The organism is Streptomyces sp. ICC1 (assembly GCF_003287935.1).
In the GTDB taxonomy this organism is placed as follows: domain Bacteria; phylum Actinomycetota; class Actinomycetes; order Streptomycetales; family Streptomycetaceae; genus Streptomyces; species Streptomyces tritrimontium.
Genome location: NZ_CP030287.1, coordinates 7,611,274 through 7,629,556 on the forward strand (window position 1 = coordinate 7,611,274; position 18,283 = coordinate 7,629,556).

The 18,283-nt window shown below is 73.1% G+C and carries 15 protein-coding genes and 2 pseudogenes; 3 read left to right on the forward strand and 14 right to left on the reverse strand.

What is annotated here, in order from left to right; translation table 11 throughout:
* Window positions 1–256: 256 nt before the first annotated feature.
* Window positions 257–1,222, reverse strand: coding sequence for a diacylglycerol kinase family protein (locus DRB96_RS35545; RefSeq protein WP_112452123.1), 966 nt, complete (start codon window positions 1,220–1,222; stop codon window positions 257–259).
* 85 nt (window positions 1,223–1,307) lie between these two features.
* Here DRB96_RS35545 and DRB96_RS35550 point away from each other — a divergent pair, with 85 nt between their 5' ends.
* Window positions 1,308–1,736: a hypothetical protein gene (locus DRB96_RS35550; protein WP_112452124.1), complete on the forward strand. Its 429-nt coding sequence runs from the start codon at window positions 1,308–1,310 to the stop codon at window positions 1,734–1,736.
* A gap of 44 nt (window positions 1,737–1,780) precedes the next feature.
* On the opposite strand, the gene DRB96_RS35555 is transcribed toward DRB96_RS35550, so the two are convergent.
* The 3 genes from DRB96_RS35555 to DRB96_RS35565 form a co-directional block, all read right to left on the reverse strand.
* Window positions 1,781–2,833 (reverse strand): RNA polymerase sigma factor SigF, encoded by a 1,053-nt coding sequence (locus tag DRB96_RS35555; protein ID WP_112452125.1) that lies wholly within the window; start codon window positions 2,831–2,833, stop codon window positions 1,781–1,783.
* Window positions 2,830–3,243: an anti-sigma regulatory factor gene (locus DRB96_RS35560; RefSeq protein ID WP_112452126.1), complete on the reverse strand. Its 414-nt coding sequence runs from the start codon at window positions 3,241–3,243 to the stop codon at window positions 2,830–2,832. The genes DRB96_RS35555 and DRB96_RS35560 overlap by 4 nt, the downstream gene beginning before the upstream one ends.
* A 226-nt stretch (window positions 3,244–3,469) precedes the next feature.
* A complete protein-coding gene (locus DRB96_RS35565) occupies window positions 3,470–3,730 on the reverse strand; it encodes a UBP-type zinc finger domain-containing protein (protein WP_112454146.1) in 261 nt (86 codons plus the stop codon).
* Window positions 3,731–3,794: 64 nt separating this feature from the next.
* On the opposite strand from DRB96_RS35565, the pseudogene DRB96_RS35570 reads away from it, so the two are divergent.
* Window positions 3,795–4,367, forward strand: a pseudogene (locus DRB96_RS35570) (cation:proton antiporter); the annotation flags it as partial.
* Window positions 4,368–4,724: 357 nt separating this feature from the next.
* Here the strand turns inward: DRB96_RS35570 and DRB96_RS35575 are convergent.
* The 10 genes and pseudogenes from DRB96_RS35575 to DRB96_RS35620 all read right to left on the reverse strand — a co-directional run bounded on the left by DRB96_RS35575 (window position 4,725) and on the right by DRB96_RS35620 (window position 17,282).
* Window positions 4,725–6,338, reverse strand: coding sequence for an NADH-quinone oxidoreductase subunit N (locus DRB96_RS35575; protein ID WP_112452127.1), 1,614 nt, complete (start codon window positions 6,336–6,338; stop codon window positions 4,725–4,727).
* Window positions 6,335–7,903 (reverse strand): NADH-quinone oxidoreductase subunit M, encoded by a 1,569-nt coding sequence (locus tag DRB96_RS35580; RefSeq protein ID WP_112452128.1) that lies wholly within the window; start codon window positions 7,901–7,903, stop codon window positions 6,335–6,337. The genes DRB96_RS35575 and DRB96_RS35580 overlap by 4 nt, the downstream gene beginning before the upstream one ends.
* A gap of 38 nt (window positions 7,904–7,941) precedes the next feature.
* Window positions 7,942–9,960: an NADH-quinone oxidoreductase subunit L gene (locus tag DRB96_RS35585; protein ID WP_112452129.1), complete on the reverse strand. Its 2,019-nt coding sequence runs from the start codon at window positions 9,958–9,960 to the stop codon at window positions 7,942–7,944.
* On the reverse strand, window positions 9,957–10,307 hold the full coding sequence (gene nuoK, locus DRB96_RS35590; RefSeq protein WP_112452130.1) for an NADH-quinone oxidoreductase subunit NuoK: 351 nt from the start codon (window positions 10,305–10,307) through the stop codon (window positions 9,957–9,959). Before nuoK ends, DRB96_RS35585 begins: the two co-directional genes overlap by 4 nt.
* Entirely contained in the window at window positions 10,307–10,894 is a 588-nt protein-coding gene (locus DRB96_RS35595) for an NADH-quinone oxidoreductase subunit J (protein ID WP_112452131.1), read from the reverse strand. The genes nuoK and DRB96_RS35595 overlap by 1 nt, the downstream gene beginning before the upstream one ends.
* The gene (locus DRB96_RS35600; RefSeq protein ID WP_112452132.1) at window positions 10,891–11,526 is read right to left on the reverse strand and encodes an NADH-quinone oxidoreductase subunit I; all 636 of its coding nucleotides are present in this window, start codon (window positions 11,524–11,526) and stop codon (window positions 10,891–10,893) included. Before DRB96_RS35600 ends, DRB96_RS35595 begins: the two co-directional genes overlap by 4 nt.
* Window positions 11,527–12,495: a complex I subunit 1 family protein gene (locus DRB96_RS35605; RefSeq protein WP_112452133.1), complete on the reverse strand. Its 969-nt coding sequence runs from the start codon at window positions 12,493–12,495 to the stop codon at window positions 11,527–11,529.
* Window positions 12,496–12,995: 500 nt separating this feature from the next.
* A pseudogene (locus DRB96_RS35610) lies at window positions 12,996–13,850 on the reverse strand (glycoside hydrolase family 3 N-terminal domain-containing protein); the annotation flags it as partial.
* A gap of 985 nt (window positions 13,851–14,835) precedes the next feature.
* Window positions 14,836–15,291: a hypothetical protein gene (locus DRB96_RS35615; protein WP_112452134.1), complete on the reverse strand. Its 456-nt coding sequence runs from the start codon at window positions 15,289–15,291 to the stop codon at window positions 14,836–14,838.
* Between the two features lie 911 nt (window positions 15,292–16,202).
* A complete protein-coding gene (locus tag DRB96_RS35620) occupies window positions 16,203–17,282 on the reverse strand; it encodes an RNA ligase (ATP) (RefSeq protein ID WP_112452135.1) in 1,080 nt (359 codons plus the stop codon).
* A gap of 163 nt (window positions 17,283–17,445) precedes the next feature.
* Between DRB96_RS35620 and DRB96_RS35625 the strand changes: the two genes are divergently transcribed.
* Complete coding sequence (locus tag DRB96_RS35625; RefSeq protein WP_112452136.1) at window positions 17,446–18,189, forward strand: glucose 1-dehydrogenase; 744 nt, start codon at window positions 17,446–17,448, stop codon at window positions 18,187–18,189.
* Window positions 18,190–18,283 lie beyond the last annotated feature (94 nt).

Here is an 18,283-nt window from a genome sequence, read left to right on the forward strand (position 1 = left end):
GGGAGACCACCCAGTTTGGTCAAAAGCTCGCCCTGGGAGGCCGGAGATTCGTGGAGGGGTTCTGGCGGTCTGTGTGGGTGCCGGGTTCTGCGGGCTGTCCCGATCGCCATGTAGAGATTCGCAAACCTCGGACGGGGATACAACCCCTTCCGGAAAGTTTTTTTTGATTCGTCGGTGTCTACTAGGTCACAGCCCTACTTCGTGGGGGTGGACCGGCGTGTAAACGTTCGAGTGAAAGGACTTTGGGCCCTTCCGCTCACACAATCACACGCAGTGCACGGCGTACGCCTGTGAACCGAACGCTGGTACGCAGACCGAGGTGGTCTCCGTCCATCTGGAACGGAAGCGGAACCTTCGAATGCAAGGTGAAGTCCGTCAGATCGTGCAGAGACACCGCATGCTTGCCGTGCGGACCGCGCTCAGGAGTCGAGGTCAGGAGCTGTGTCGCGTACCGGGCGACCGCCGGAGTTGACAAACGGTCGAGCGCCAATACGTCAAGTGCGGTATCGAACGACGCCTCCGGAGAGGCATAAAGCGGACGATTGCCCAAATACGTCCAGGGTGACGTGTTGCACACTATCGACAGCACCAGGTCGGTCACCGGATCCGCGCCGGGGCGCTCCAGCGTGACCGTACCGTGCCGCCGGTTGGGCTCTTCCCAGAACTGGCGCATCAGCTGTCGTACATAGAGGGCGTGCGTCGAACGCTTGCCCCGTTCCCGCTGCTGCTCGACCCGGCCCACCACGCCCGCGTCGAAGCCGAGGCCCGCGCAGAAGGTGAACCAGCGCGCCGGCACCGACTCGTCCTCGGTACCCGGCGTACCGGCCGCCAGCCCCAGGCCGACCGTCCGCTCGCGCCGCTCCCGCAGCGCGTCCAGCAGCGCGCCGGTCGCCTCGACCGCGTCGTTGGGCAGGCCGAGCGCGCGGGCGAACACATTGGTGGAGCCGCCGGGGACCACGGCGAGGCCGGGCAGCCGGTCCGGATCGGGCCCCTCGTGCAGCAGGCCGTTGACCACTTCGTTGACGGTGCCGTCACCGCCCAGCGCGACCACCAGGTCGATCCCGGTCTCGGCGGCCCTGCGCCCCAGGTCCCGGGCGTGGCCGCGGTACTCGGTGGTGACCGCCTCCAGCTTCATCTCGCTGGCCAGGGCGTGGGTCAGGACGTCGCGCGTGCGCGCGCTGGTGGTCGTCGCTGCTGGGTTGGCCACGAGAAGTGCACGCATGGGCGCCAGCCTACCGACCCGTTCATACGCCGCCCATACTGGCCGTCCCCTCCGGGGCCGCGCGGCGCGCGGCTACCCTGCAGGGGTGAGTAAGAAGCCCAGTCCCACCGCGCCCGCCACCCCCACCGCGCTGCCCCGCCGGCTGACCGCGGCCGCCGCGCTCACCGCGCTGGAGGGACTGGCCCTGGCCGGCCTCGGCGTCTACATGCTGTACATGGGCGTCGCCGGCGACGTCGACTCCGTACGGCAGGCGGAGGCGGGCGGGATCACCTGGATCCTCGTCGCCGCGCTGCCCCTGTTCGCGGCGCGCGGGCTGCGCCTGGGCCGCCGCTGGAGCCGCGGCCCGACGCTGATCACCCAGCTGCTGGCCCTGCCGGTGGCCTGGAACCTGTGGACCGCCGGCGGGGCGATGGCCGTCGCCGGCGTGGCCCTGGCCCTGGCCGCGGTGGCCGTCGTGGGAATCCTGCTGAATCCGACGGCCACCGAGGCGCTGGGCTTCCAAGCGGGCGAATAGGAGCCCGGACAGCCCCTGCCCGGGGCTGTTCCCCGACCCCGGGGCTACTCCTCGACCAGGAGCTTCTCGCGGAGCTGGGCCAGGGTGCGGGCCAGCAGGCGCGAGACGTGCATCTGCGAGATGCCGACCTCCTGCGCGATCTGCGACTGGGTCATGTTGCCGAAGAAGCGCAGCAGCAGGATCCGCTTCTCCCGCGGCGGCAGCCCCTCCAGCAGCGGCTTGAGGGACTCGCGGTACTCGACCCCCTCCAGCGCCTCGTCCTCCGAGCCCAGGGTGTCCGCGACCGCCGGCGACTCGTCGTCGGTGTCCGGGACGTCCAGGGAGAGCGTGCTGTAGGCGTTGGCCGATTCCAGGCCCTCCAGCACCTCCTCCTCGGAGATGCCGAGGCGCTCGGCCAGCTCGTGCACCGTGGGGGAGCGGCCGTGCTGCTGGGACAGCTCCGCCGTCGCCGTGGTCAGCGAGAGCCGCAGCTCCTGCAGCCGCCTGGGGACCCGTACCGCCCAGCCCTTGTCGCGGAAGTGGCGCTTGATCTCGCCGACCACCGTGGGCGTGGCGTACGTGGAGAACTCCACCCCCCGGTCCGGGTCGAACCGGTCCACCGACTTGATCAGCCCGATGGTGGCGACCTGGGTCAGGTCGTCCAGCGGCTCGCCGCGGTTGCGGAAGCGCCGCGCCAGGTGCTCGACCAGCGGCAGGTGCATCCGCACGAGGCGGTTGCGCAGCTCGGCCTTCTCCGGCGAGCCGTCGGGCATCGCCCGCAGCTCGATGAACAGGGCCCGCGCGCCACTGCGGTCGCGCGGATCCGGCAGGGGAGCCGGAGCGGTGAACACCGGGGCCGCGGGGGCGTCCGGTGTGTCCGGGGCCGGGGCCGGCGGGGCCGTGGCAGCGGCCCCCGGTGGCTGGACCGGCAGTGGTTGGTCGTGCTGGTTCTCGCTCACAGGGCCCGCCCGTCGCTCCGCCGAGTCCAAAAAGCCGTTTTCCGCATCCGTGTCAGCCGGGTGCGGCCGGGCGTGCTGCTGCTCCGGAATGCCGCCGTCGACCTCGTGTCGTGCCCGGGGCCGATCCCCGCCCCGCACCGGGACCTCCCCGCCGCTCACGCCGGGCCTGGTCCCGCGCCGCGCTGTTTGTAGAGGCTGATGCTCACTGTCTTGTCCTCCTCGACCGTGGCCTCGACCTTCCCGGCCAGCGCCGAGAGGACCGTCCACGCGAACGTGTCGCGCTCCGGGGCCCGGCCGTCGGTGGTCGGGGCGGAGACGGTCACCTCCAGCGAATCGTCCACCAAACGGAAGACGCAGCTGAGGACGGAGCCGGGCACGGCCTGCTGGAGCAGGATCGCGCAGGCCTCGTCCACCGCGATGCGGAGGTCCTCGATCTCGTCGAGGGTGAAGTCCAAACGTGCCGCGAGGCCGGCCGTGGCCGTCCGCAGCACCGACAGGTAGGCACCCGCAGCGGGCAGCCGGACTTCCACGAAGTCCTGGGTCCCGGGCTCGCCTGCGATCTGGGACACCCTCACCTCCAAGGTGGTACGAGCTCTGTTCGCCGGTGACGCTATCGCGATCCGGGCGATCGTGTCGCGGTACCCCTGGGCGGAAGCGCAGGGCCCCGTCGAACATAGCTGGCCGAGCGGCCGCACCTGTGACCGGTGACTGATGGTAAGCCCATCGGTACGCACAGTGGCTAGGGGTCTGCGGGCCCAAATCAGGGGAACCGGCGGAGGGTTGACCTACCCCGCCTCAGACGATCGAACCGTCGACAAAACACCATCGCCAGGTCTCACCCGGTTCGAAGCTGCGCATCACCGGGTGGCCGCTCTCCCGGTGGTGCGCCGTGGCGTGCCGGTGGGGCGAGGAATCGCAGCAGGCGACGTGCCCGCACCCCAGGCACATCCGCAGCTGCACGGGATGGCTGCCGAGCGCCAGACATTCAGGGCACGTCTGGGCAAGGGGGATGGGCTCGGGGCGCGGCAGTTCGGGAACGTGGGTGCACTCGCTCATGATGGCCAGCGTACTGAGGCGCGGGCGCGCGAGGGCGATTCGAATCAGGCGAGGGTGATCTTCGATGGAGGTATTGCCGCTGGTGGCGCTCGTCGCCGGCTGTGCGGTCGTCGCGGGCGCGGCCCGCCGCACCCCGGTGCCCGCGCCACTGCTGCTGGTGGCCGTCGGGCTGGTCGCGGCGTACGTGCCGGGCGTGCCCGAGTACGGCCTCGACCCGCACGTCGTGCTGCCCCTGCTGCTCCCGCCGCTGCTGTACACGGCCGCCGTGGACAGCTCGTACCTGGACCTGCGGGCCAACCTGCGGCCCGTGGCGCTGCTGTCGGTGGGCTACGTGCTCTTCGCGACGCTCGCCGTCGGGTACGCGGCCTACCTGGTGGTGCCGGGGCTCTCGCTGCCGGTGGCGCTGGTGCTGGGCGCGGTCGTCGCGCCGCCCGACGCGGTCGCGGCGACGGCCATCGCGCGCAAGCTCGGGCTGCCGAACCGGATCACGACCATCCTGCAGGGCGAGTCCCTGGTCAACGACGCCACCGCGATCACCGCGTACAAGGTCGCGCTGGCGGCGGCGGTCGGGGCGAGCGCCGGCTGGACGGGCGGGATCGCGGAGTTCCTGCTGGCCTCGGTGGGCGGGGTCGGGATGCGCCAGGTGATCCACGGCGACCTGTCGCCGGGCAACGTCATGGTCGACGCCCACGGGCAGGCCACGCTGGTGGACTTCGGCCTCAGCAAGCTGACCGCCGACCACCAGACCGCGGAGGTCTGGTTCTCCCCGGGCTACGCGGCGCCGGAGGTCTTCGACGGCAAGCGGACCCCGGGCGCGGACCGGTACGCCTTCGGGGCCATCTCGTACTCCATGCTGACCGGGGACTCGCCCCCGCCGCCCTCCGAGGACCCCCCCACAATCCACGCGGCGACGCCCCGGGGCGCCGGGGCCGGGCCCCGGAAGAACCTTCCCGGGGGGGGCGCCGGGGGGCGGGGCGCAGGGTGCGCGTACGGCCTACAGCGGGAACAGGCTGCCCGTGGCGAAGCGCAGGACCAGCTGCGGGGCGCCCGAGAGGACCAGGGCGGTACCGGCGGTGAGCACGATGGCCGCGGTGACCGGCCAGGGGGCCTTCGTACGGGTCTCCGCGCCCTCCTCCGCGCCCTCTGCCCCGGCGTCCCCCTCGGGGGTGCGGAAGAGCAGGGCCGTCCAGCGCAGGTAGTAGTACAGGGCGACGACGACGTTGACCGCCATGACCACGGCGAGCCAGCCGAGCCCGGCGTCGACCGCCGACCGGAAGACGGTGACCTTCGCGAAGAGCCCGATGATGCCCGGCGGCAGACCGGCCAGGCAGAGCAGGAAGAAGGCCAGCGCGAGGGCGGCGATCGGGCGCTCGGCGTACAGCCCCCGGTAGTCGGCGAGCCGGTGCAGCGGCTTCTTGCGGGCCACCAGGGCGGCCACGGAGAAGGCGCCGAGGTTCACCGCGGCGTACATGAGGGCGTAGGCGACGGTGGAGCCGATCTGGTCGCGGCCGGCGTACGCGGCGGCGGCGATCGGGACCAGCAGGTAGCCGGCCTGGCCCACCGAGGACCAGGCGAGCAGCCGTACGGCGCCGTTCGGGCGGTCGGCGGACTGCCGCAGGGCAGCGGCGTTGCCGAGCGTCATGGTGAGCGCGGCGAGGACGGCGAGGGCGGGGCCCCAGACGTCGGAGTACGCGGGGAACGCGATCACCGTGACGAGGATGAGGCCGGTGAAGCCGACCGCCTTGCCGATGACCGACAGGTATCCGGCGACGGGCAGGGGCGCGCCGACGTAAGTGTCGGGGACCCAGAAGTGGAAGGGGACGGCGGCCGTCTTGAAGGCGAAGCCGACGAGGGTGAGCGCGACGCCGGCCATGGCGAGGGTGTCGAGCTGCCCGGGGACGTGCTCGAGCCCCTCGGCGATCCGCGCGAGGTGCAGGGAGCCGGTGGCGGCGTAGACGAAGCTGACGCCCATCAGCGACACGGCGGTGGCGGTGACGGAGGACAGGAAGAACTTGAGGGCGGCCTCGGAGGAGAGCCGGTCGCCGCGGCGCATGCCGACGAGGGCGAAGGCGGGCAGCGAGGCGACTTCGAGGGCGACGATCAGGGTCGCGAGGTCCCGGGAGGCGGGCAGCAGGGCGGCGCCGGCCGCGGAGGAGAGCAGCAGGAACCAGTACTCGCCGGCCGGCATGCGTGCCTCGCGGACGGTGGTGACCGACAGCAGGGCGGTGACCAGGGCGCCGCCCAGTACGAGGAACTGGACGACGAGCGCGAAGTGGTCGGCGGCGTAGCTGCACGCGCCGGGGTCGGCGATGCCCGTGCCCGCGCCGATGCCGATTCCGGTGCCCTCGCCCGTGAGGCAGAAGGTGGCCCGGTCGCCGGCGCGCAGCGGGAGCAGGGTGGCGGTCGCGGCGGCCAGTCCGGCCACGGAGATCCAGCCGAGCAGCGGCTTGCGCCCCTCGGGCACGAAGAGGTCCGCGACCAGGACGGCCAGGGCGACGGCGGCGGTGACGACGACGGGCGCGATGGCGAGCCAGTCGACGGACTGGACGAGGCTGGGGGCGTCCGCCGCGGCGGTGGCGGCGCTGGTGATGGAGTGAAGGACCGTCATGAGTTCCCTCCCGCGAGGAGCTTCTGGACGGCCGGGTCGGTGAGGCCGAGGAGGACCGCGGGCCACAGGCCGGCGAGGACGGTGAGGGCGGCGAGCGGGGTCCAGGCGGCGAACTCGTAGTGCTGGATGTCCGTGAGGGCCGCCGGGGCGGCGCTCTCGCCGGCCGCCGTCTTCGGATCGCCCATGCACACCCGCCGTACGACGATCAGAAGATAGGCGGCGGTGAGCAGGGTGCCGAACGCGCCGACGGCCGTGTAGGTGAGGAACGCGGGCCGCGACAGGCCTTCGGCGGGGTCGAACGCGCCGAAGAGGGCCAGCATCTCGCCCCAGAAGCCGGCCAGGCCGGGCAGGCCCAGGGAGGCGACGGCGGCGAAGGCCAGGAGCGCGCCGAAGCGGGGGGCGCGGCCGTAGAGGGCCGCGCCGGTGGCTCCGGCGAGGGTGTCGAGGTCGGCGGTGCCGTAGCGGTCCTTGAGGGCGCCGACCAGGAAGAAGAGCAGGCCGGTGATCAGGCCGTGGGCGATGTTGGCGAAGAGCGCGCCGTTGACGCCCGTCGGGGTCATCGAGGCGATGCCGAGGAGGACGAAGCCCATGTGGCCCACGGAGGAGTAGGCGATCAGGCGCTTGAGGTCGCCCTTGCCGCCCTTGCGGGCGAGCGCGAGGCAGGCCAGGGAGCCGTAGACGATGCCGACGGCGGCGAAGGCGCCGAGGTACGGGGCGAAGGTGGCCATGCCGTCGGGGGTGACGGGCAGCAGGATGCGCACGAACCCGTACGTGCCCATCTTCAGCAGCACGCCCGCGAGGAGGACGGAGCCGACGGTGGGGGCGGCGGTGTGGGCGTCGGGCAGCCAGCTGTGCAGCGGCCACATCGGGGTCTTCACGGCGAGGCCGATGCCGATGGCGAGGACGGCCAGGATCTGGGTGGTGCGGGACAGTCCGCGGCCGTTGTCAGAGGCGAGTGCCACCATGTCGAAAGTGCCGCTTTTCAGGCCGATCAGGAGCAGACCGAGCAGCATGACGACGGAGCCGAGGAGCGTGTAGAGGATGAACTTCCAGGCCGCGGCCTGACGCTGGGCGCCGCCCCAGCGGGCGATGAGGAAGTACATCGGGATGAGGACCATCTCGAAGGCGAGGAAGAACAGCAGCAGGTCGAGGACGGCGAAGGTGGCGAGGGTGCCGGACTCCAGGACCAGGAGCAGGGCGACGAAGCCCTTCGCGGAGGGGCCCGCGGGGAGCTTGAAGTAGCTGTAGAGCGCGCACAGGAAGAACAGCAGTGCGGTCATCAGGAGGAGGGGGAGCGAGATGCCGTCGATGCCGAGGTGGATGCGGACGTTCAGCGCCTGGATCCAGCTGATGTCCGTCGTCGCCTGGAAGCGGGACGGGGCGTCGTGGTCGAAGCCCGCGGCGAGGGCGATCGCCGCGGCGAGGATGACGCCGGTGACGGTCACGCCGTGGCGCAGTACGGCTTGTTCGGGGCTCTTGCCCTTCAGTCCGGGCGGGGCGGGCAGGAGGGCCGCGGCCGCGCCGAGGAGCGGTGCGGCCACGATGAACGCCAGAAGGAACTGCATCACGGACGGGCTGATATCAATCACGGCTGACTCACGGCTCACGATCCGGCGTTGACGTTGGCGAGGACGGCGGTGGCGATCGCCAGGACCACGGCGCCGGCGAGCAGGGCGCTCAGGTAGCTCTGCACGTTGCCGGTCTGGGCACGGCGTACGAGGCCTCCGAGCAGCCGGGGTGCGAGGCCCGCGCCACGGACGTAGGAGTCCACCACCTCGCGGTCGAGGAAGCGTACGAGGCCTGCGGCGGCTCGGACGGGGCGGACGAAGAGGCGGTCGTAGACGGCGTCGAGGTGGAAGCCGGCGGCGGCGTGCCGGTGCAGCGGGCCGAGCAGCGCGCGGCCGGGATCGGCGGCGGGGCCGACCGGGACGGCGGGGTGGTCGTGGGTGAGTTCGCCGACCTCGGGGGTCTCGGCGGCGGATTCGGCGGCGGCGGCGACCGCCTGGGACACCTCGGCGCGGGTGGCGGTGGCTCCGGCGGGGGCCAGGACGGCCTTGGCCTCGGCGCGCTGCCACAGGGCGTAGGTGAGGACGCCGCCGACGACGGCGGCGCCCGTGCCGAGGACCGAGGTCGTCAGCGAGGGGGTGAGCTCTCGGCCGTCGAAGAAGTCGGCGAGCGGGCCGGCCAGCAGTCCGAAGCCGACGGACGGGATCGCCAGCAGCCACAGCACGCCGGTCATGGCCACGGGCTCCTTGCCGTGGTCGGGGGCGGCCGCGCCCCGGCCGCGGAAGGCCATCAGCCACAGCCGGGTGGCGTAGGCGGCGGTGAGCAGGGCGGTGAGCACGCCGGCGACGAGGACGAGCCAGCCGGCCGCGCTCGGGGCGAACTCCGAGTGGCCGCCGGCGGTGTGCTCGGCGGCGACGAGGACGGCTTCCTTGGAGAAGAAGCCGGCGAAGGGCGGGATGGCGGCGAGCGCGAGCAGCGCGATCGTCATCGTCCAGAAGACGTCGGGGATGCGGCCCGACAGGCCCCGCATGCGGGACATGGCGGAGAGGGAGTTCGTGCCGGCGGCGTGGATGATCACGCCGGCGCCGAGGAACAGGAGCGCCTTGAAGGCGCCGTGGGACAGGAGGTGGAAGACGGCGGCCGAGCGGTCGCCGACGGCCAGGGCCCCGGTCATGTAGCCGAGCTGGCCGATCGTGGAGTAGGCCAGCACCCGCTTGATGTCGTCCTGGGCCAGGGCGGCGAGGGCGGAGCCGACCATCGTGACGGCCGCCATGACGGCCATGACCACCAGTGCGGCCCGCGAGGCCGCGAAGACCGGGAGGAGCCGGGCGACGAAGTAGACGCCGGCGGCGACCATCGTCGCGGCGTGGATCAGCGCGGAGACCGGGGTGGGGCCCGCCATGGCGTCCGGAAGCCAGGTGTGCAGCGGGAACTGCGCGGACTTGCCGGCGACTCCGGCCAGCAGGAGCAGCGCGATCAGCGTCGGGTGGTCGAGGCCGCCGGCGGCGACGGTGCCCAGGATCTTCGTGATCCGGAAGGAGCCGGCGTCGGTGGCGAGCGCGAACAGGCCGATCAGGAAGGGGACGTCACCGAGCTTGGTGACGAGGAAGGCCTTCAGGGAGGCGGAGCGGGCCGCCGCGGTCTCCCAGTAGTGCCCGACCAGGAAGTAGGAGCAGATGCCCATGACTTCCCAGCCCACCAGCAGCACCATCAGGTCGCCGGAGTAGACGACGAGCAGCATGGCGGAGGTGAACAGTGAGACCAGGCCGGCGTAGGACGGGTAGCGCGGGTCATCGCGCAGGTAGGCCGTCGAGTAGACCTGTACGCAGGTGGCGACGAGGCCGACCAGCACGGCCACCAGCACGGCGAAGCCGTCCAGGTGGAGCGAGAGCTCGATCGGCACCGAGCCGGTCGGGGTCAGCTCGGTCGCCGTGTCGATCGCCTTGCCGCCGCCTTGGCGGAAGGCGACCAGCACGGCCAGTACGGCCGCGCCCAGTGTCGGCAGGATGGCGAGCGGCCTGACGAAGCCGGGGGCGGTGCGGCCGAGCAGCAGGCCCGCCAGCGCGCCCAGGAAGGGCAGGAGGGGGACGAGTACGGCGAGGGTCGGGGTGCTCACGCGGCGGCTCCAGTCGCGCTGTTCGCGCCGTCCGGCTCGTGGCCCTCGGCGGTGTCGCGCAGTCGGTCGACGTCCGAGGTGCCCCGGTTGCGGTACACCATCAGCACGATCGCGAGGCCGATGCCGATCTCGGCGGCGGCGATGGCGATGGTGAAGAGGGTGAGGGCCTGGCCGGCGTGCAGGGTGTCGCGCAGCCAGACGTCGAAGGCCACCAGGTTGAGGTTGACGGCGTTGAGCATCAGCTCGACGGACATCAGGACCAGGATGGCGTTGCGGCGGGCTAGCACTCCGTACAGGCCCGTGCAGAAGAGGAGCGCCGCCAGCACGGCGGGGTAGGCGAGGTGCATCAGCTCTGCCCCTTCTCGTCCGCGGCGGGCGCGGGCGCGCCGGTGGTCGGGGCGTCCTTGCGGGACAGCACGATGGCGCCGATCAGGGCCGCGAGGAGGAGGACGGAGAGCGCCTCGAACGGCAGCACCCAGTGCCGGAAGAGGAACGCGCCGGTGGCCTCGGTGGATCCCTGGGCGGGCCCGTCGAGGTCGATCCAGGTGGTGCGGAAGGCGTCGACGACCACCCAGACGAGTGCGGCGGCCGCGACGAGGGCGACGCCGAGGGCGACGGGGCGGTTGCCCGAGTCGGCGTCGGGCGAGCGGCCGATGGGCGCCTTGGTGAGCATCAGCCCGAAGAGGAGGAGGACGACCACGGAACCGAGGTAGATCAGCACCTGGACCCAGGCGATGAACTCCGCGGTCAGCAGCAGGTACTCGACGGCGATCCCGCCGAGCGCGACGACCAGCCACAGGGCGGCGTGCACGAGCTGCTTGGTGGTGACCGTGACGGCGGCCGCGCCGAGGGTGGCGAGGCCGACGAGGACGAAGGCGATCTCGACGCCGGTCGGGGAGAGGAAGCCGTTGCCTTGGGCGGCTGCGGTGATCACGCGTCTCCTTCCGGGTCCTGGGCCGGGGCCGTGTCCGGGTCCTGGGCCGGGGTGTCGGGGGTCTGCTCGGCCTCCGCTTCGGCGGCGGCAGCCGCGGCCGCCGTGGCTGCGGCGGCCTCCGCCTTCTCCACGGCCTTGCGGGCGGCGGCGAGTTCCTTGGGCTCCTCGGCGGCCGGGTCCAGGGCGGGCGGGGCCGGGACGGTCCACATCCACTCGCGCAGCTTGTCGCGCTCGTGGGTGAGCTCGTGGATGTCGGTCTCGGCGTACTCGAACTCCGGCGACCAGAAGAGCGCGTCGAAGGGGCACACCTCGATGCAGATGCCGCAGTACATGCAGAGGGAGAAGTCGATGGCGAAGCGGTCGAGGACGTTGCGGCTGCGCTCACGCCCGCCGGGGGCGGCGGCCGGCACCGTCTCCTTGTGGGAGTCGATGTAGATGCACCAGTCGGGGCACTCGCGCGCGCACAGCATGCAGACCGTGCAGTTCTCCTCGAACAGGCCGATGACCCCGCGCGAGCGCGGCGGGAGTTCGGGCTGCACGTCGGGGTACTGGGCGGTGTGCGAGCGCTTCGTCATCGTGCGCAGCGTCACGGCCAGGCCCTTGGCGAGACCGGATCCGGGGATGGGGGGCATTTACTGGATCGCCACCTTCACGATGCCGGTGAGCGCGATCTGGGCGAGCGCGAGCGGGATGAGCACGGTCCAGGCCAGCTTCTGCAGCTGGTCCTCGCGCAGTCGGGGGTAGGACACGCGGAGCCAGATCACCACGAAGGCGAGCGCGGCGATCTTGATCAGGGTCCAGGCCCAGCCGAAGTCGTCGCCGCCGAAGGGGCCGTGCCAGCCGCCCAGGAAGAGGACGGTGGTGAGGGCGCAGAGGACGACGATGCCCGCGTACTCGGCGAGCAGGAACAGCGCGAAGCGCAGGCCGGTGTACTCCGTGTACGCGCCGAAGATGATCTCGGAGTCGGCGACGGGCATGTCGAAGGGGGGCCGCTGGAGTTCGGCGAGGCCGGCGGTGAAGAAGACGAGCCCGCCGACGATCTGCCAGGGCAGCCACCACCACTCGAAGGCGCCGACGATGCCGGGGAGGGAGACGGTCCCGGCGGCCATGGCGACCGAGGCCGCCGCGAGCAGCATGGGGAGCTCGTAGGCGAGCAGCTGCGCGGCGGTGCGGAGGCCTCCGAGCATGGAGAACTTGTTGGCGGAGGCCCAGCCGGCCATGAGCGAGCCGAGCACTCCGATGCCCATGACGGCGAGCACGTAGAAGATTCCGGCGTCGATGACCTGGCCGACCGCGCCCTTGCCCGGGCCGATGGGGATGGCGATGAGGACCAGGAGGTACGGGAGGAGGGCGACGGCGGGGGCGAGCTGGAAGACGCGGCGGTCGGCGTTGGCCGGGACGATGTCTTCCTTCTGCGCGAACTTGACCCCGTCGGCGACGAGCTGGGCCCAGCCGTGGAAGCCGCCGGCGTACATGGGGCCGAGGCGGCCCTGCATGTGGGCCATCACCTTGTGCTCGGTCTGCCCGATGACGAGCGGGAGCACGAGGAAGACGGCGAAGACGACGATCAGCCGCAGGGCGACGTCGAGGACGTCGTTCACGCGGTGCCTCCGGTGGGGTCTGTGGTCGGGTCGCCGTCGGTCTCGACGGGGCCGACGGGGTCGGCGGAGCCGGCCTTCTCGCCGGGCCCGGCGGTGTCGGCCGGGTCGGCGGCGACGGCGGTGTCGGCCGGCGGCTCGTCGAAGGCGGGCTTCGGGTCGTGCCAGGGCGCGTCCGTGCTCCGGGGCCCGGACCGCTTCGCCGCCTCCGGCGCGGGTTCGGCGGCCTGGCTCGCCGAGCCGTCGGACGCGGAGCGGGTACGGCGGGGCGGGCGCGCGGCGGCGGCCGGGCCGGAGCCCGGCTCCGCCGGAGCGGGGGCTTCGACGTCCGCCGGAGGCGGGGCCCTGGCGCTTCTACCCCACTCCGAGCCCCCGGGACCAGGCCTGGGGGCCAGAGCCGCAGGATCCGCGGACCGGCCCACCGGGTCCCGGGGCTTGCCCACCGGACCCTGGGGCCCGCCCACCGGGGCCTCGGGCCGGGCCGCCGGGTCCGAGGGGCGGGCGTCGAGGGCGCCGACGCGGTCCGCGAGGCGCAGCAGCCTGCGGACCTTGTCCTGCACCGCCTCGGCCGGGACCCGGCCGGAGGCCAAGGCCTCCAGCAGCGGCTCGCCCCACGGGCCGTGGGGGCCGGGCATCGCCAGGTCCTGCGCGGCGAGGGCCGAGGCCTCGGTGGAACGAATGCCGCCCCAGTCGGAGACGACCACCCCGTCGAACCCCCACTCCCCCTTCAGGGGTTCGGCGAGCAGGGAACTCTCGCTCATGGTGGTGCCGTTGACCTTGTTGTACGCCGACATGACGAGCCAGACCCCGGCCCGGACGGCCGCCTCGAAGGGCGCGAGGTACAACTCGCGCAGCACGCGCTCCCCGAGCCGGACGTCGAGGGTCAGCCGCTGCGTCTCCGAGTCGTTGGCGACGTAGTGCTTCGCCGCCGCGGCCACTCCTCGCGACTGGATGCCGCGGATGAGGGCCGCGCCCGTACGGCCGGCGAGCAGCGGGTCTTCGGCGAAGCACTCGAAGTGGCGGCCGGCGAGCGGGCTGCGGTGCAGGTTGAGCGTGGGCGCGAGGAGGACGTGGACGCCCTTGCGGCGGGCCTCGTCACCGAGCAGCTCGCCGAGCCGGCGGACCCTCTCCTCGTCCCAGAGCGCCCCCAGCGCCGTGGGCGAGGGCAGCAGGGCCGAGGTGGACGCCTCGTCCCAACCGGGCCCGCGCACACCGCCCGGACCGTCCGAGAAGACCATCTCCCGCAGCCCGATGTCCGGTTCGGGATGGGTCCGCCAGACGTCGGCTCCGCTGAGCAGCCGCACCCGCTGGGCGGGATCCAGTTTGTCCGCCAGTCGTTCCACGTCACCGTCGTGCATGTCCACCCCTTGCACACCATCCATCCCCATCGCTCGGAGAGCGCTCTCCCGCATGCTCCCGGCGCACCGGATCGACTGTCAACGGCCGCGTGCGCCATCCGCCCGGCCGGAAGGCCCGCACCCCGGCAATGCGCCTCTCGCGCACCCGGAATCACGCCGCCGACACCCGGCTCCGACCGGGCGGCGCAGCCGGAAGGGCCGGGTGGGGTGCGCACCTGTCGTTGGCCTGCCCTCTGGCCAGGTGAGGAGGCCGAGGATGCGGCGTCGGTGCACGGGCGGCACACCGGCACCGCGGGCAGGGCGCCAGACCGCCAGGCCGGGGTGGCGGTCCGTGCGGCCCGCGACCACGCCTCGCCGCCCGCGAACCGGCGCCGTTCCCGCCCAAGGCCGAAACCCGGCCCCGGACCGGCCCGCTCCGGTCCAGTGCTGTAACCGGAAAGGTCCACCGGGTCGCGGCGCCCGGCACGGCACCTCGCCGCGTTGTCGGACCACACCGGTACGTCCAGTACGAGCCGCGGCCCTCCGCCCGGGGGCCCCTCCCAGCGGTAGCTGGGGGAAATGCACGGCACCGAACACCGCGACCCGGCAAACCTTCCCGGCCACAGCACCAGGCCGTCTCTTTTGGATCTTGTCGGCCGAGCCCGCGGCGTCTGGTGCCGTGCCTGGCAAGGCGGAGGGGCGCTGCGTGTACTGGACGTACTCGGGCGCCCCGACAACGCGACCAGGCGCGGTGCCAGGCGCCGCGGGCCCGGCAAGATCCGAAAGAGACGGCCCAGGCGGCCCGTCGTGAGCGCTGCGGCATCCCCACCACTCCCGGGCACGGGGCCGTCGCCGCGTTCCGTCCGGGCCCGACCGGCCCGGCCAGAGCCATGCGGCGGGCCGTTCCACCACGCCCACCACCCACGTGGCCGCGGCGGGCAGGTCACCCCGCCCTACGGCGACGCCGGTACCGACGCCGGCACCGGCAGGCGGCCGCGGTACGGCCTCACCGCTCCCACGGATGCAGGGCACTCCAGGTGCCACCGGTCGCCGCGAAGACCAGGTGCGAGCCCTCGAAGACTTCTTCGGCGTTCTCCGGGCACAGGCTCCCGAAGCGTTCGGCGCACAGGTCCACCTGCAACAGCCCGTCGAAGCGGGTGAATTGCGGTGGGTCGTAGAGCACCCAGGAGAACCCGTCGCTCTCGTCGATACGGAAGCGCCGCACGTCGAGCAGGTCCAGGGACACCGGTTCCCACCGAAGGCCCTCGCCGACGACCCGGGCGTCGATGACGAGCCTGGCGACCCGGCCCCTCGTCGCTCGCGGACCGTACTCCTGATCGAGGACGACGCGACGGAGGCAGGCGTCACCGAACTCGTAGCGGGCCAGCAGGGCCGCGATCCCTTCCCCGGTCAGCGCGTGAGGTCCGGACCTCCGGTCCGGAATCGGCGCTCTGGTGTCCACGGTGCTCCTTCGTCGGTGCCGCCATCGTAGGAGACGCCCAGATCCGCGCCGCTGCAACGCCCCGCCCCGGCCCCTACGGCCCGTTCCCATCAAGACGAGGGGGGGGTATCCATGCAGGTCAAGACGGCTGTGCGGGGGCTGCACGGGCTCCGAGGCGGCGCACGAAGCGGCCGACGGCGCCCACCCCCCGGGGGCCGGTGGTGGAAGAACTCCTGCCGACCCCGGCCGGACCCGTGCGGCGCCGAGGGCGGCCACCCTGCACCGGGGGCGGGGAGCCGTGACGACGCACACCGCGCCCGAGGACCGGCCGACGTTCGGGCGCTCGCCGAGCTGTGCCGGGTCGCGGCGGCGCAGCGGAGAGGAGCCGGCGGACCGGGTGGCGGGCCGGGCGACCGCGGTCGTCCTGGAACCCACGCGGTCCGCAACTCCGCCCGCTCGCCGGCCCGGGGGCGCACCGCGCCGTGTCGTGCCCGTCGACGTCACCGGCGGGCGCACGCCCGTACTGCCGGGATGTGCGCAGCCGTCACGCCGCGGTGACGGGCTCGGCGAGCGGATCGGCGCCGCGACGCGCGCCTGCTGACCGTCCCGGCCTGGGGGCCCGTCCTGGTGCCGGGAGCACCACGGCCGGAGCGACCACGCCTACGGCGCCTGCCCGCCCCTGCTGTTCGCGCCACGCCTCGCCGGCTGCCCGGGCCCCGCGGTGGTGGTTGGCCGCATGCCACGCGGATGCGGGAACCGCCCGGACCGCCCGGGAGCCGAACACCGCGCGCGGCTCGCCGTCGACTCCGGCCGTGCACCGACCCGCATCGGCCTCGCAGCCGTTCACCCGGACCCGGGCACCGGCGGAGCGGCCTGCCGCCACCACGGTCCCGGCCCCGTGCGGGGAGCGCGGGAGCGCGGGGCCCGCGCGCTCACTCGTACTCCGTGCCGCCCTTGCGCGTCAGGTACGCGGGGCTGACCGCCTTCGCGATGGCCCGTCCGCCGACCACCGGGCTGTGGCGCTCGGCCGCGGGCCGGATGACGACGCCCTCGCGCAGGTGCAGGCCCCGACCGGACACGGTCTCCCGCCCGCTCGCCCACTCCAGAACCGTGTCCAGGCCATAAGGTCCTTCGAACAGCCTTGGAACCAGAGGCAGTTCACCGTCCGCGAAGACCTGCGCCGGGTCCAGCCAGCGCACTTGTCCGTCGATCTCGGCCGAGACGTCGAAGACGGCGTACCCCGGGGGCGCCTCGGCCGTCCGTACGTCCGTCCCGTACGGCAGGTCCTGGACCCCCCTCCCGAACACCTCGGCGAAGATCCCGACCCGGCTCGCCCCGAGCCGCTCCGCCAGCCGGGCGGCGGCCGCGGGCACGTCGTGGCCCCGTACCGCCCGCCAGTACAGGTTGCGTCCGTCCTCCCGGAGCGCCAGCCCCTTGGAACCGAACCCCTTGGAGGAGACCAGGACCCGCCCGTCGCCCTCGGCCACGTACGTCAACAGGCAGGCGGTGCCGTGCAGTTTCTCGGTGAGGACGACCGGCTCGCCGGGCTCGAAGATGCCCGGGTAGCGCTGGAGGTTCTCGATGTCCACCCACGGGAGCAGCTCGGTGGCGGCCTCCACCTCGCCATCCATGGTTGTCGGGACGGGCGGGGACCATTTGGTGATGCCGAGCGCCTCGGCGAAGTCCGTCCCCTCCTCGGCCGCCCGGACGAGGTCCGCGCCGGCGAGCGCGCGCGGCAGGCAGACCAGGCCCTGCGACAGTTCGCCGCGCAGCCGGACGGCCTTGACCCGGTTCGCCTCGCCTCCCGCGAGCCGGCCGGTGAGTCCGAGCTCCGCGATCAGACCGGCGGGTAGTACCGCCTGCTCGGGTATGTAGAGCGCGAAGTCACCGGTGCGGTAGGCGCCCTTGGCGACGACGGCCCGGTAGAGGCCCACTTGGGCGAGCTCCAAGGCGTCGGCGTTCGGGTGCGGATGGACGGCGAGCTCTTCGGCGGTGACCCGCAGGGTCGACATGGCGGTGCTCCTCGTATGTGACGGCGTCAGGTCTCGGCCGCCACTCTGCGACCTGCCATTTCCACTGGTCCAGCGCTTATCGCGGTGTTAGCCTGCGCCGGCCGTCCCCCTGTTCGACGGCCTCGTGGGCACGGCACGGGTACCGCTCACACAGGAGGTCCACATGTCACATCGTCCGGTCACCGTCGTCACCGGGGGCAGCCGCGGCATCGGAGCCGCCACCTGCGTCCGGCTCGCCGACGACGGGCACGACATCGTGCTCGGCTACCTCCGCGACGAAACCGCCGCCAAGGCCACGGCCGACCGCGTGCGCGCGGCCGGCGGCCGGTGCGTGACCGTGCGCGGCGACACCTCCGAGGACTGCGGGGTCGAGCGGCTCTTCGACATCGCCGGGGCCGAGTTCGGCGCGGTGACCGGCCTCGTCAACAACGCGGGCGTGACCGGCACCCCGGGCCGGCTGGCCGACACCAGCACCGAGGACCTGCGCCGCGTGCTGGACGTGAACCTCTTCGGGTACCTGCTCTGCTGCCGTCGGGCCGCCCGGGACATGGCCGGGTCCGGCGGCGGGGCCATCGTCAACGTCTCCTCCGCGGCCGCCACCCTGGGCAGCCCCGGCCGCTACGTCCACTACGCCGCGACCAAGGCCGCCACCGACACCCTGACCCTGGGGCTGGCCAAGGAACTCGGCCCGGACGGCATCCGGGTCAACGCCGTGGCTCCCGGCATCATCGAGACCGACATGCACGCCGCCATGGGCGACCCGGACCGACCGGCGCTCGCGGCCGCCGAGATCCCGCTCGGCCGGGCCGGCCGCCCCGCGGAGGTCGCCGCGGCCATCGCCTGGCTGCTCTCCCCGGACGCCGCGTACACGACCGGAACGATCCTGCGCGTCGCCGGCGGCCGCTAGTGCTGTGACCGGAAAGGTCCACCGGGTCGCGGGTCCGCGGGAGTGTGTCCGCGGGAGTGTGTCCGCGGGCCGCGCTCGGGGGCGGGCTGGCAGG